Below are 13,849 nucleotides of genomic sequence, written 5' to 3'. Positions count from 1 at the left end.
TCCGCTCGATACGGGCGGATTCTTTTTCTAGCATATTTGAAAAACGCTTACTTTAGAGTGAGGGGTGGAATCATGAGGGGCAGAGTGAAAATGTTCTTTGCGGCTGCCATCGTGTGGAGTGCATTCAGTTCTACGGGAAATGCCGCTGCCATTGAGGGGCAGAAACATGTGCCTGAGCTTCGGACAGATAATCTTTTCGTTAAAAAAGTAGAGGGTATGAACAAGGACTTTATCAAAGGGGCAGATGTGTCCAGTGTTATTGCTTTAGAAAACAGCGGAGTCACCTTTTACAATACTAGCGGTAAACGCCAGGACATTTTTACAACCTTAAAACAAGCTGGCATCAACTATATTCGCGTCCGAATCTGGAATGACCCGTATGATTCAAATGGCAATGGGTATGGAGGGGGGAACAATGATGTTCAAAAAGCCATCGAAATCGGAAAAAGAGCCACAGCGAATGGAATGAAGGTGCTGGTCGACTTTCATTATTCTGATTTCTGGGCCGATCCTGCGAAACAGAAGGTACCCAAAGCTTGGGCGAATCTCAGCTTTGAAGCTAAAAAAACAAAGCTCTATGAGTATACGAAACAAAGCCTGCAAAAGATGATCAAGGAAGGCGTCGACATTGGCATGGTTCAGGTCGGAAATGAAACGACAGGGGCATTTGCAGGTGAAACCGATTGGGCGAAAATGAGCCAATTATTTAATGAAGGAAGCCGCGCGGTCAGGGAGACAGACCCAGGTATTTTGGTCGCACTGCATTTTACCAATCCTGAAACGGCAGGAAGGTATTCATTTATTGCAGAAACACTCAGCAAAAACAAAGTGGATTATGATGTGTTTGCCAGCTCGTATTATCCTTTCTGGCACGGCACATTACAGAATTTGACCTCCGTGCTGAAGGCTGTTTCCGATACGTACGGCAAAAAAGTCATGGTGGCGGAGACATCATACACCTATACCGCTGAGGATAACGATGGGCATGAAAATACAGCGCCAAAAAGCGGGCAGGCGCTGCCATATCCAATTTCCGTTCAAGGCCAGGCGGATGCGATAAGAGATGTGATGCAGGCCGTAGCGAATACAGGCACGGCGGGACTTGGCGTTTTCTATTGGGAGCCTGCGTGGACTCCAGTCGGGCCGAAAACACAGGTAGAGAAAAACAAAGTGCTGTGGGAAACATACGGGTCAGGCTGGGCCTCCAGCTATGCTGCTGAATATGACCCTGAAGATGCTGGGAAGTGGTATGGGGGAAGTGCTGTGGATAACCAAGCTTTGTTTGATGTTAACGGACACCCGCTGCCTTCCTTGCAGGTGTTTCAATATGCGGAGTCAGGCCATACCCCGAAGAAGCGCTGAAACATAAAAATCCATGAGATGTACTATCTCATGGATCATTTTATTTTAAATCAACTAATATAAAACATTCGTCATCACTTTTATGATGGGCTTCCTTATGATGATGCAGTGATGTAAGGATTTTCTCTTTCAGGTCAGCAATAGGCAAATCGGGATGATCCTTTAATAAATCAAATAAATAACATGAAGCTGTAGGGTCCATCACGCCATCCGTATATAGAAGGAGCCTTCCGCCCTCCGTGTAGGGAAGGCTGCTAGAATGAAACACCGTGTCTTCAAACATCCCGATCGGAGGCGCGGTTGCGTGCAGCGGATTTTGGGTTCCGCCGGCGCCCTGCCATAATGCTGGCGGATGTCCTGCGTTGACATAATTAATTTTTTGCCGGGCTGTATCAATCTCAAGATAAATGGCAGTACAATAATGTCTTGCTTCCTCATCATTTTGAAACAAGCTGTGGAGGTGGCGGTCTAATTCCTTCATGACTTTGACGGGGCTGAGACCTTGCGTGATCTGGCGCTGGAACAAAGGATGAAGAGACATCGTAATCAATGCAGATGAAATCCCGTGCCCCATCACATCAAGAATAATAATGCCGTAACGATGTTCATCAATTTGATAAAATCCGTATAGATCACCTGATAACTCACTGGATGCTTTGTAATAAGCGTCAATCTGAATCTGATCGTTTACAATCGGTTCAGTCAACGAGTTTTCTTGGATCTTTCTGGCGAGCTCAAGCTCTCTTTTGGTATTTAATTTAAATTGCTCATTTTGTTTGTTGGTCTCAAGAAGTTCTTCTTGTTTGGCCTTCAGCGTTCCCAAGGCAATTTCTAACTCCGCATTGGCTTTCTGCTTGGCAAGCAAAGCTTCCTGGGCCGCGTTTTTGGCCATCAGCAGCTCATTTTCATATTCATTTCGCTTCCGCATCGGAATCAGAACACACTCGGTGACAGTTCCTCCGCTATCAGTTCTTACAACAGCATTGACAAGGACGGGAATTTCTTCTCCATCTCTTGTTCTCAGGGAAATGTATATTTCTTCAATGTGATGCTCCAGCTTCAAAAGCGGAACAAAATAAAGCTGGTAGAAAAGCTGTGCGGAAACGGTCAAAATTGTATCCATATGCTGGCCGATAACTTGTTCCTGCTCATAATTCAGAATGTTAAGCAGGGTACGGTTGACTGCTACTATCGAACCCTCTTCTGACAAAGTGAGGAAACCGCATGGTGCATCATTCAATTGTTTGTCCATTAAGAGGGTCACCTCTATCCCTTTCGTTCCTATATCACACGTATACTTTCAAATAATCGCTGATCAGCTGTATCGTCTCTTCCGGATGGCTCATGTGGGGGCAATGCCCGCGTGCCTCCATTTGTTTCAGTCTGCTATAAGGGAGGTGCTTATGCATATACTCACCTACTGCTGCCGGTGCGATGATATCATCTGCACATTGGAGAATAAGAGAGGGAACCGTCACCTTCGAAAGATCCCCCCGGTGATCAGAAAAAAACGCGGCTTTCGCGAACTGCCGGGCAATCACAGGATCAGTAGAACAAAAACGGCTTTCAAGTTCTTCCTTGATTTCAGGCCGATCTGGCTGATTCAGAACGGTTGCCGCAAATACAGTAGTCCAACCTATATAATTTTTCTCCATCATCTCCAGCAAACCAAGGAGCTGCTCCTCCTCAAATCCTCCGAAATACTCAGGCGGATCATTCAAATAGCAAGGAGAAGGCCCCACCATCACGATATGGGAAAACAGCTCCGGGCGGCGGATGGAAGCTAGCATGCCAATTACAGCCCCAACAGAGTGCCCCACAAACACGGTTTCTCCCAGATCTAAAGCTTCACAAACATCAAGAACATCTTGGGCATAGCCGTCAAGTGTCCCGTAACGATTCAGGTCATATGCGCGTAAATCCGAATTCCCCGAACCGACGTAATCAAATAAAATGACCTGATGTTCTTCTTCGAAGGCCGGCGCCACGGCATTCCACACACTTTGATCGCAGCCAAAGCCAGGTGCAAAAATGATAGATGTTTTGCCGCTTCCCTTCACCTTCACATCATTTCGAGACAAAATCGCTTCGTTCATGATTGGCTCCTTTCAGCCGGAAAGTAAAATAAAGTTCAATATGTATATCATAACACTCGCCGTTTCAAGAGTGTGTCTTTCTATGAAAGTAAATAGCAGTTTAAAAGAAAGGGGACACCAGGCATAGGAGAGCTGGATGAATTGGAAGATGTAGAGGATGGATGGCCTAGGCACATGCGGTGGGGAAGAATATGACATTTGTCACTCTGATATCATGACACCCCATACTAACGTCATCTTCTCCGTCATTTTACAATCAATGTAAGCCATCAGGAGGTGCTCATGTGATGAATGAGATTGTATTAGTAAGCAATACGACAAAACATTTTCAGCAAAAAACAGCTGTAAACAACATCAGCTTCAGTATGAAAAAAGGAGAAATTGCAGCTATTCTCGGACCGAATGGGGCAGGGAAGACGACCGTCATCTCCATGATCCTAGGATTGCTGAAACCGAGTAAGGGAGAAATCAAACTATTTAACCGGGTTCCCGATGATCAACAGGTTCGCGAAAAAATAGGCGTGATGCTGCAGGAAGTGAGTGTCATGCCGGGTCTGAAGGTGAGTGAAATCCTCGAACTCTTCCGAAGCTATTATCCGAATCCATTGTCCATGAAAGAACTCGTTTCGTTAACAGCACTCACAAAAGAAGATTTGAAAACAAGAGCAGAAAAATTATCCGGCGGACAAAAACGCCGTTTGAGCTTTGCTTTGGCTCTTGCCGGGAATCCGGAGCTGCTGATATTCGACGAACCGACAGTCGGGATGGACACATCATCAAGACATCGATTCTGGCAGACCATTCATGGACTGGCGGACCAAGGAAAAACGATTATATTTTCAACTCATTATTTACAGGAAGCAGATGATGCCGCACAGCGAATCTTATTTTTTGCTGACGGGCGCCTTGTAGCTGACGACTCGCCAATGCAAATCCGCTCAAGGATTCAAAAACAGTCTGTTTCCTTTACGTTACATTCAGATGAATCCTTGGAAAGGCTGTCTCGTCATCCGGAAGTAGAGCGGGTGATCCACAAGCATAAGAGAACCATCATCCAAACATCAAATACAGACAAAGTGTTAGCGCTGATCTTTCAAGAGAACATACATGCACGCGATATCCGGATTGAGCAAGGAACGCTCGATGAGGCATTTCGCCAGCTGGCTGACGGAAACAGGGAGGCGATGTGAGTGAACATGCTGCAGAAACAAAGCATAGCTGAAATGAAAAGGGTGCTTAGGAATAAGTACTTTGTGCTTTGGTCGCTGATGATGCCGATTGCCTTTTATTATCTCTTTACCAATGTAGTGAATACCAACGTACCTGATCAACGTGCATGGGACGCCCATTACTTAATGTCGATGACAGTCTTCAGTGTGATGGGATCCTCTATCATGACGCTTGGAATCCGTATGGTTCAAGAGCGGTCACAAGGCTGGACAGCTTTTATCCGCATTACGCCTCTTCCGGATCATATCTATTTATCAGCTCAGATGATCGGCCAAAGTGTGATTCACGTTTTATCCATTACCGTCATTTTTCTGTTCGGCGCAATTATCAATGACATTGCCTTGTCACCGTTTGAATGGATCATGAGCGGACTATGGATTTTGTTTGGCGCATTGCCGTTTTTAGCGTTAGGTACACTCATCGGCCTCATGAGAAAAGTAGAAACAGCAGCCGGAATCAGTAATGTGCTTTACATGCTGCTCGCTTTAGGCGGGGGCATGTGGATGCCGTTTGAGGTCATGCCTGATATGATGCAGAACATTGGCCGGTGGCTTCCATCCTATCATTTCGGGAGCGGAGCGTGGGAACTTGTCCGAGGCGGGAGTCCAACCTGGAAAAATATTCTGGTATTAATCGCTTATTTGATGCTCTTCATGCTACTATCTAAATATATAAGAAGAAAACAAGAAGCGGTGTAATACATGAAACTCTTAACATCCATATTCCCTAGGCAATTCGGGTTTTTCCCTTATATCTTTCTGGTGTATACCATCATGCCGTTTCTTACTTTATTGAGAGAATCAGGCATCAAACAGGTGATTGGATATGGCATGCTGATCTTTTTTGTCATGGCATATCGCCAGTTGTTCTGCAGTGTCGACAGAGCTTCGTTTACGTATTGGCTTATCGTGCAAATGGCGGTTATTTTTATCTATAGTGTGTTTTACAATATCACCTATATCTATTTAGGTTTTTTCCCGGCAAACTTTGTTGGTTATTACAAAGAGAAAACAAAGTTTAACCGTGCGTTCTGCGGTTTAATCTTTATGCTGCTATTCCCTTGTTTTTATCAATTACTTGCGAATTCGGTCTCGCTCCGGGAGCTTTTTTCTGTTCTCCCGTTTCTCGTTATCATGCTCATTTCTCCATTTGGAATCCGTTCTTTGTTTCGGAGAATTGAACTCGAAACCAAGCTTGCCCAAGCCAACGAACAGATAAAAGAACTCTCCAAAAGGGAGGAGCGCGTTCGAATCGCCCGTGATCTTCACGATACTCTCGGCCATACTCTGTCGCTGCTTACATTAAAAAGCCAGCTGATTCAGCGGCTGGCAACATCTGATCCAGAACGGACCCGGCTTGAAGCAAAAGAAATGGAAACAAGTTCACGAGCCGCACTCAAGCAAGTTCGTGAGCTGGTTTCTGATATGAGAACAGTCACGATGACGGAGGAGCTCGCCAACATTCAGCACATATTAAGAACGGGGAACATTACCTTTCAATACGAAGGGGACGAAGACTTTTCAGCAATATCTCCCGTCACTCAAAATATTATTAGCATGTGTATGCGGGAAGCCGTGACCAATATCATCAAGCACAGCAATGCCACCCACTGCGCCATCACCATTACCCAGTTCGCTGACAAAATGAGGATAGTCATACGGGATGACGGAAAGGGAGCGGCGAAGGAAAAAATGTTTGGGAATGGCCTGCGGGGAATGGAAGAACGGCTCATGCTCATTGAAGGGGGATTAACGCTTTCAGCTCATAACGGAACAGTTGTGACACTGACAGTTCCTCTTATAAAAAAAGCGAGAATGATAGGAGGACGAAAAGAATGATTCGTCTGTTTATTGCTGAGGACCAGCGAATGCTGTTAGGCGCTTTGGGATCTTTGCTTGATTTAGAAGAGGATATGACAGTCATCGGACAAGCATTAAATGGGGAAGAGGCGTTAAAAGCCATTTTGAAGCTGGAGCCGGATGTATGCATTATGGACATTGAAATGCCGGTTCGAAGCGGGCTGGATGTGGCAGAGGAATTAATGCAAAAAGGCTGCGGCAGCAAGGTTATTATTTTAACCACCTTTGCCCGCCCAGGATATTTTGAACGCGCCGTCAAAGCCGGTGTACATGGTTATCTGCTGAAAGACGGCGAAATTGACGATCTGGCCGACGCCATCCGAAAGTGTGTAAAGGGAAAACGAGTCTTCAGCCCGGAGCTGACGTTTAATATGATGCGAGACGAAAATCCGCTTACTGTAAGAGAGCAAGAAATTCTGCGTCTGGCGGCTTTAGGCAAGACAACAAAAGATATTACGCTGGAACTCTATTTATCTCAAGGCACAGTCCGAAACTATATATCAGAAATCATCCAAAAGCTCGATGCGAAAAATCGGACAGAAGCAGCCAGCATTGCTGAGGAAAAAGGATGGATTTAATGTAGACCTGGTTATTTATAGCCAGGTTTTTTTGTTCATCTGGTTATTTATGGTTGAAATATTCAGTACGACTGTATATTATGGAACTATACAGTTGTACTGAATATGGAGGCCGATATATGAATGAAAATAAGCATTTGCCGCTGACTGAGACTGTTTACTATGTACTTTTATCTTTGTTACATCCTGCTCACGGCTACATCATTATGAAAAATATTGAAGATCTTAGCGGCGGAAGAGTTAAAATGGCGCCTGGAACTCTTTATGGCGCAATCGAAAACTTATTGAAGCATCAATTGATAGAGCCTTATCCAAGTGAAGACCGCCGCAGAAAAACATATATCATCACTGAACTTGGAAGAAGTGTATTAAGGAAGGACATGGAGAGAATGGAGCGGCTGGTTGAGATAACAAGGCAGGAGTTAAATAAAAAGGGGGAGGCCATATGAAGAAATACAGATATTTTACGGACATAGACTGTGAGGAACAGTGGCTCAATAAGATGGCAGATAAGGGGTACGGATTGAAAGGAAAGGGTTTTTTTTCCTATCGGTTTGCAGACGAAGCAACGTCAGACCCTTCTATCGTCAAAATAGACTATCGCACCTTTAAACATCCGGAGGATTTTACTGATTATCGCACTCTATTTGAAGACAGCGGATGGAAGCATCTTTTCAGTTCACAAGGCCTGCATTATTTTAGAAAAGAGAACTCCAGTGCATCAGATGATATTTTTTCTGATGCAGAATCCAGAGCTGGAAGATACAAACGCTTATTTCAAGCGTACTTTGCACTTTCATTTATATTCTTATCCTTCATCCTGACTCTCTTTACTGCCAATGCTTTGAATACTGATTTATTTATCCGTCCCCAGAGTTTGTATTATACGCCGGGACTGTGGGATAAGACCGGAGCAACTTTTATCGGAGCCTTTTTGTTTGAAACACCTTTTGCACTGATGAGAGGGGGAGCGGGATGGATTGTTCTCCTCAGCGCTCTTAGCTTCTTTTATCTATTTGTGAAAACATATAAAAAGTACAGGAAGTGCCTGTATGACCATTAAAAAGTGTGTTGCACCATGAACGTCTGTCCAGTGAAACAGGCGTTTTTTATTGCAGGAATGTATAGAAAACCCTTCCCTTCCATTATCAGAATAGTGTACGATATTCATATAGTTATTTTAACTCAGGTCATCAGATGACCTGATCATATATTGGGGATGAGAGAGGGGTTCATCATGAAAGTCTCACTTTTTGTCACTTGTCTTGTTGATATGTTTCAAACAAATGTCGGAAAAGCAACAGTTGAGCTGCTGGAGCGCCTTGGGTGTGAGGTTGATTTTCCGGAGGGGCAGATCTGCTGCGGGCAGCCGGCTTACAATAGCGGCTATGTGAATGACGCCAAAAAAGCAATGAAACGGATGATCGAAACGTTTCAGGATTCCGAATATGTCGTCAGCCCTTCCGGTTCCTGCACGACGATGTTCCGGGAGTATCCGCACCTGTTTCAGGATGATCCGAAATGGGCAGACAAAGCGCAAAAGCTTGCCGATAAAACGTATGAACTGACGGATTTTATCGTGAACGTCCTTGGGATAGAGGATGTCGGCGCGACCCTTGATACAAAAGCAACCTTACATACGTCGTGCCATATGACAAGGCTGCTCGGGGTTCGGGAGGAGCCAATGAAGCTTCTGAGCCATGTGAAGGGCCTAGAATTCACAGCGCTTCCGGGCAAACATAACTGCTGCGGATTCGGAGGAACGTTCTCCGTCAAAATGGCGCAGATCTCTGAGCAGATGGTCGATGAAAAAGTCGCATGCGTGGAGGAAACGGGAGCAGAGGTGCTGATCGGTGCTGACTGCGGCTGTTTGATGAATATCGGGGGACGGCTTGATCGTAAAGACAAGAATGTCAAAGTGATGCACATCGCCGAAGTGCTCAACAGCAGATAAAACTGGATTCAGAGGGGGAAAGGATCATGGCGATGAAAATCGGTACTGACGCTTTTAAAGAGCGGGTATCACAGGGGATCGATAATGAATTTATGAGAGGCGCTGTTTCGGGGGCGCAGGAGCGTTTGCGGACACGGCGCCTTGAAGCAGCCGAAGAGCTGGGTAACTGGGAGGAGTGGCGCTCGCTATCAGAGGAAATCAGGCAGCATGTTCTTGAAAACCTCGATTTCTATCTCGGCCAGCTAGCCGAAAATGTGGCGAAAAGAGGGGGGCATGTCTATTTCGCGGAAACAGCGGAAGAGGCATCTTCTTATATTCGCGATGTCATTCAAAAGAAGAATGGGAAGAAAATCGTAAAATCAAAATCAATGGTCACAGAGGAAATCAATCTGAATGAGGTGCTGGAACAGGAAGGCTGCGAAGTCGTCGAAACCGACCTCGGCGAGTATATTTTGCAGATTGATGATCATGATCCGCCTTCACATATCGTAGCGCCCGCCCTTCATAAAAATAAAGAACAGATACGCGATGTATTTAAAGAAAGGCTGGACTATCAACATACAGAAAAACCGGAAGAGCTAGTGATGCATGCGCGCGCCATCCTCCGGGAAAAGTTTCTGGAGGCGGATATCGGCATTACCGGCTGTAACTTCGCCATTGCTGATACGGGTTCTGTCAGCCTTGTGACCAATGAAGGAAATGGACGGCTTGTGAGCACCTTGCCGAAAACGCAAATCACTGTGATGGGAATGGAGCGGATTGTCCCGTCATTTTCTGAATTTGAAGTCCTTGTCAGCATGCTGACAAGAAGCGCTGTCGGACAGCGGCTGACAAGTTATATTACGGCTTTGACAGGACCGAAGCTGGAAGGGGAAGTGGACGGGCCGGAGGAATTCCATCTTGTCATTGTTGACAATGGCCGGTCCAATATTCTCGGAACGGAATTCCAATCCGTGCTGCAATGTATCCGCTGTGCAGCTTGTATCAATGTCTGCCCTGTGTATCGCCATGTCGGCGGACACTCATACGGCTCCATCTATTCGGGGCCGATCGGAGCGGTTTTATCGCCGTTGCTCGGAGGTTATGACGATTTTAAGGAGCTGCCGTACGCGTCTACATTGTGCGCGGCTTGTTCTGAAGCCTGTCCGGTCAAAATTCCGCTTCATGAGCTGCTTCTCAAGCATCGCCAGAACATCGTCGAAAAAGAAGGCAGAGCGCCGATCAGTGAAAAGCTTGCGATGAAAGCGTTCGGACTTGGCGCGTCCTCTTTGTCGCTTTATAAAATGGGCTCAAAATGGGCGCCAGCCGCCATGACGCCTTTTACAGAGGACGAAAAAATTTCGAAAGGGCCGGGCCCGCTCAAAAGCTGGACACAGATCCGCGATTTCCCAGCACCGCATAAATCGAGATTCAGAGATTGGTTTACAGACAGAGAAACAAGTGAACGCACGAAGGAGGAGCAGTGATGACGAAGGGAAACGTTCAGAATCAGGAGAGCTTTTTAAACCGAATCGCATCACGCCTGGGCCGTGAAAGAAGAACAGGGGGCGTGGCAGTCCCTGAGTGGGCTCATCAGCCGCAATATCAAACACTTAAAGGATATTCAGCGGATGACTTAGTCACAGTCCTCAAAAACCATTGCGTCAAAATCCATACAGAGCTGATTGAAACGGATTCAACCGGCCTTTACGATGCCCTCCGCGAGCAGGTCAGCCGGTTTTCCGGAGGCCCTGTCATCATTCCGAAGGACCCCCGCTTTGAAGAATACGGACTAAAAAGCTTGCTCACCAAGGACTGGCCGGGCGAAGGAACGCCGGTCTGGGAGTGGGATGCTGACAAAGGCGAAGAAAATATCAAAAAAGCGGAGCAAGCCAATGTAGGGATCACATTCAGTGAAATCACACTGGCTGAGTCGGGGACGGTTGTCCTCTTTTCCTCAAAAGACATCGGCCGGTCTGTCAGCCTTCTGCCGACGACCTATATTGCGATTGTCCCGAAATCAAGCATTGTGCCAAGAATGACGCAAGCCAGTGAAATCATCCGTCAAAACATTGCGGACGGCGTCACTGTTCCTTCATGCATCAACTACATTACCGGACCGAGTAACTCAGCCGACATCGAAATGGATTTGGTCGTCGGGGTGCACGGACCTGTAAAAGCCGCATACATTCTCGTTTCTGACCGTTGATTTTAAAAGCCCGGCATATGCCGGGCTTTCTGCTTGAAAAAAACTTCAACTATCCAATTTTTTGGCCGATGAGAAGAGTATGACTTGAAAAAGGAGGAAGTGCGATGAAAAAATGGCTGATTATAGCTGTTTCACTGGCGATTGCGATCGTGCTGTTTATGTATACACAAACAGAAGCGAAGGCAGCCGGCGTGACATTAGGCTACACGACTGGGGATACGGCCTCATACAATTCTCTAACGAAGTATCATACATACATGAATGCCATCGCTACAGATACGTTTGCGTTTGAAAAAAACGGACAAGTCATTGGCGATGCCCCAAGCAAGCAGCTGACATATGCGAAAAAGAAAAAAATCAAGACCTGGGGACTGACCCCATAAGATGAGACAAATAAAAACACCTTCAAGTTTGAAAACGGATGATTGTTATCCGAAATTAGACTTGGAGGTGTTTTTTCTATGGGGACAAGAGTGAGTTATCCGGTTGAAGTGAAACAGCAGGCTGTAGAAATGAGATTGGCAGGCGTGCCTATGAAAGAGATCATGCAGAAATTGAATATTAAGAATAAGACACAGGTTCAGACATGGGTTAGATGGCATAAGGCTGGGGATATACATCGATTCGAACAGCCTGTTGGAAAGCAATACACTTACGGAAAAGGTCCAGAGTATTCTTCCGAATTAGAGAAACTGCAGGCAGAGAACCGTTATCTGAGACAACAGAATGAAGTTTTAAAAAAGTACAACGAATTGGAAAGGAAGTTGATAGCGAAACGTCAGTCGAACTTGTAGAAGCATTGCACAGCACAATGACCGTGCAGGATATCTGTATTCATTTAGGTATCTCTCGAGCGTCCTATTATCGTTGGAAGAAGAATCTGACGAAAGATTATCCCAAGCGCCATTTGGAAAAACAAATCGGCACGTTGTGCCGAGAGCACAGGTATCGATATGGATATCGAAAAATCACAGCCATACTAAAAAAGAGAATGCGTATTAACCATAAAACGGTTCAACGTATTATGCAGAAAAATCAATGGCAGTGCCAGGTTAAGGTGAAAAAGCGCAAGAAGAATGGGCAGCCATATGCCGTGGTCGATAATATATTGGATCGGAACTTTAAATCTGATCGCCCTCTTGAAAAACTAGTAACGGACATCACATATTTGCCTTATGGACAGAAACAATTGTACCTTTCCAGTATATTAGATTTATACAATGGAGAAGTGATTGCTTTTACGATTGGCGATAAGCAGGACACAGACTTTGTCTTAGACACACTTGATCAGCTGCCAACACTGCCTGAGAACTGCGTGTTACATAGTGACCAAGGTTCTGTGTATACATCTTACGAGTATCAAAAAGTTGTTAACACAAAAGGCATTACCATGAGCATGTCCCGCAAAGGGACGCCCGCTGATAATGCCTCCATCGAATCGTTTCATTCCTCACTAAAGTCTGAAACGTTCTATCTTAACAGCATTGATCGAACTACGACCGCCATCGTAGAACGCACTGTCATAGAATACATTCATTATTATAACAATATTCGTATTCAAACGAAACTAAACAACCAATCACCGATAAACTATCGGCAATTGGCTGTTTAAAAGGTGTTTTGATCCCTGTCTCAAAAACGGGGGTCAGTCCCCTGGGCTGTGATTTCAAACTATAATGACGACATTTACGATTTTGACGGAGATTTAGCGAGTCGAGTCATGAGTAATAAAACAGCGAAAAAACGATTCACAGATCAGCTAATAGCACTGGCTAAAAAGCACTCATACTACGGTATCAATATCGATATTGAAGCAGTGAATCCAGAAGACCGATCCAAATACTCACGCTTCATTCAAGATGTCTCACAGGCTCTGAAAAAGAAACAGATCAAAACAATGGTTTCCGTTCCGGCCAAAAGCGCAGATGATCAAAACGATGAATGGAGCTGGCCGTATGATTATGCGAAAATCGGTAAATATGCCGACTACGTACAAGTCATGACTTACGACGAACACGGCATTTGGGGCGAGCCGGGCTCAGTGGCAAGCACAAGCTGGATCAAAAGCTCTCTGCAGTTTTCGGTTAAAAAAATCAAAGCCAATAAAGTCATCATGGGAATCCCGGCGTACGGCTATGACTGGGATATGAAAGACGGCAGCGGGAGCACAATGTGGGAATGGAATGAACTCAAGTCCCTCATCAAAAAGCAAAAAGCAAAGCCGGCATTCAACAAAAAGTCAGGTTCGATGACGTTTTCTTACGTTGACAAAAAGAAGCATAAACATGTCGTGTGGTATGAAAACGAAAAAACCATTCAAACGAAAAGCCGCCTGGCAAAGCAATATAAAATAGCAGGTGTCTCAGTCTACGCATTAGGAAACGAGTCAGAATCCTTTTGGAAAGCCATTCAAAAAGGGACAAAATAACAGTTTCTTTTTTTTCTGAAGTTATTGACAGGGAAAAGAGAAGCACGTATATTATGTTAATATATTCAGATCGTAAAATTTAAGTTTTTCAGAAAACTAAAACACATAGATTGGGAGCAGTAAAAGAAAGTGATCAGAACAGAGAGCTGCGGGA

General features: G+C 45.2%; 13 protein-coding genes, 2 pseudogenes and 1 other annotated feature (1 of these 16 running past the window's edge). Of the genes and pseudogenes, 13 read left to right on the top strand and 2 right to left on the bottom strand.

The window, feature by feature from the left end; all coding sequences use genetic code 11:
• Nucleotides 1-72: 72 nt before the first annotated feature.
• Nucleotides 73-1,362, top strand: a complete 1,290-nt coding sequence (ganB, locus tag GYO_RS39390; RefSeq protein ID WP_014115224.1) for an arabinogalactan endo-beta-1,4-galactanase — start codon at nucleotides 73-75, stop codon at nucleotides 1,360-1,362.
• Nucleotides 1,363-1,402: 40 nt separating this feature from the next.
• Here the strand turns inward: ganB and rsbP are convergent, their stop codons facing one another.
• Both rsbP and rsbQ read right to left on the bottom strand, forming a co-directional pair.
• A complete protein-coding gene (gene rsbP / locus GYO_RS39385; RefSeq protein WP_014115223.1) occupies nucleotides 1,403-2,614 on the bottom strand; it encodes a phosphoserine phosphatase RsbP in 1,212 nt (403 codons plus the stop codon).
• A 34-nt stretch (nucleotides 2,615-2,648) separates the two neighbouring features.
• On the bottom strand, nucleotides 2,649-3,458 hold the full coding sequence (rsbQ, locus tag GYO_RS39380; RefSeq protein ID WP_014115222.1) for a sigma factor SigB/phosphatase RsbP regulator RsbQ: 810 nt from the start codon (nucleotides 3,456-3,458) through the stop codon (nucleotides 2,649-2,651).
• Nucleotides 3,459-3,742: 284 nt separating this feature from the next.
• Here rsbQ and GYO_RS39375 point away from each other — a divergent pair, with 284 nt between their 5' ends.
• From GYO_RS39375 to GYO_RS39315, 12 genes and pseudogenes are all read left to right on the top strand, one after another.
• The gene (locus GYO_RS39375; protein WP_080010105.1) at nucleotides 3,743-4,648 is read left to right on the top strand and encodes an ABC transporter ATP-binding protein; all 906 of its coding nucleotides are present in this window, start codon (nucleotides 3,743-3,745) and stop codon (nucleotides 4,646-4,648) included.
• Nucleotides 4,649-5,386 carry an ABC transporter permease gene (locus GYO_RS39370; RefSeq protein WP_003219923.1) on the top strand — a complete coding sequence of 246 codons (738 nt, stop codon included), beginning with the start codon at nucleotides 4,649-4,651 and terminating at the stop codon, nucleotides 5,384-5,386.
• Nucleotides 5,387-5,389: 3 nt separating this feature from the next.
• Nucleotides 5,390-6,526: a sensor histidine kinase gene (locus tag GYO_RS39365; RefSeq protein ID WP_041521075.1), complete on the top strand. Its 1,137-nt coding sequence runs from the start codon at nucleotides 5,390-5,392 to the stop codon at nucleotides 6,524-6,526.
• Nucleotides 6,523-7,125 carry a two-component system response regulator YvfU gene (gene yvfU / locus GYO_RS39360; RefSeq protein ID WP_014115219.1) on the top strand — a complete coding sequence of 201 codons (603 nt, stop codon included), beginning with the start codon at nucleotides 6,523-6,525 and terminating at the stop codon, nucleotides 7,123-7,125. Before GYO_RS39365 ends, yvfU begins: the two co-directional genes overlap by 4 nt.
• A gap of 119 nt (nucleotides 7,126-7,244) precedes the next feature.
• Nucleotides 7,245-7,574 (top strand): PadR family transcriptional regulator, encoded by a 330-nt coding sequence (locus GYO_RS39355; RefSeq protein ID WP_014115218.1) that lies wholly within the window; start codon nucleotides 7,245-7,247, stop codon nucleotides 7,572-7,574.
• Nucleotides 7,571-8,188 (top strand): DUF2812 domain-containing protein, encoded by a 618-nt coding sequence (locus GYO_RS39350; protein WP_014115217.1) that lies wholly within the window; start codon nucleotides 7,571-7,573, stop codon nucleotides 8,186-8,188. Before GYO_RS39355 ends, GYO_RS39350 begins: the two co-directional genes overlap by 4 nt.
• 174 nt (nucleotides 8,189-8,362) lie before the next feature.
• Complete coding sequence (gene lutA / locus GYO_RS39345) at nucleotides 8,363-9,079, top strand: lactate utilization iron-sulfur protein LutA (protein ID WP_014115215.1); 717 nt, start codon at nucleotides 8,363-8,365, stop codon at nucleotides 9,077-9,079.
• Between the two features lie 26 nt (nucleotides 9,080-9,105).
• Nucleotides 9,106-10,545 (top strand): lactate utilization iron-sulfur protein LutB, encoded by a 1,440-nt coding sequence (gene lutB / locus GYO_RS39340; RefSeq protein WP_014115214.1) that lies wholly within the window; start codon nucleotides 9,106-9,108, stop codon nucleotides 10,543-10,545.
• A complete protein-coding gene (lutC, locus tag GYO_RS39335) occupies nucleotides 10,545-11,267 on the top strand; it encodes a lactate utilization protein LutC (protein ID WP_014115213.1) in 723 nt (240 codons plus the stop codon). The genes lutB and lutC overlap by 1 nt, the downstream gene beginning before the upstream one ends.
• A gap of 104 nt (nucleotides 11,268-11,371) precedes the next feature.
• Nucleotides 11,372-11,641: pseudogene (locus GYO_RS39330) on the top strand (glycosyl hydrolase family 18 protein); the annotation flags it as partial.
• 87 nt (nucleotides 11,642-11,728) lie between these two features.
• Nucleotides 11,729-12,879, top strand: a protein-coding gene (locus GYO_RS39320) for an IS3 family transposase (RefSeq protein WP_087941766.1) whose coding sequence is annotated in 2 segments (ribosomal slippage) — nucleotides 11,729-12,002 and nucleotides 12,002-12,879 — 1,152 coding nt in all. Because the reading frame shifts where the segments join, the coding sequence is not laid out codon by codon here.
• A gap of 39 nt (nucleotides 12,880-12,918) precedes the next feature.
• Nucleotides 12,919-13,695, top strand: a pseudogene (locus GYO_RS39315) (glycosyl hydrolase family 18 protein); the annotation flags it as partial.
• A gap of 97 nt (nucleotides 13,696-13,792) precedes the next feature.
• Nucleotides 13,793-13,849: a binding site (T-box leader), on the top strand (it continues 179 nt past the right edge of the window).

Origin of the sequence: Bacillus spizizenii TU-B-10 (genome assembly GCF_000227465.1) — a bacterium.
In the GTDB taxonomy this organism is placed as follows: domain Bacteria; phylum Bacillota; class Bacilli; order Bacillales; family Bacillaceae; genus Bacillus; species Bacillus spizizenii.
This window is presented reverse-complemented; position numbering and strand designations above follow the sequence as displayed.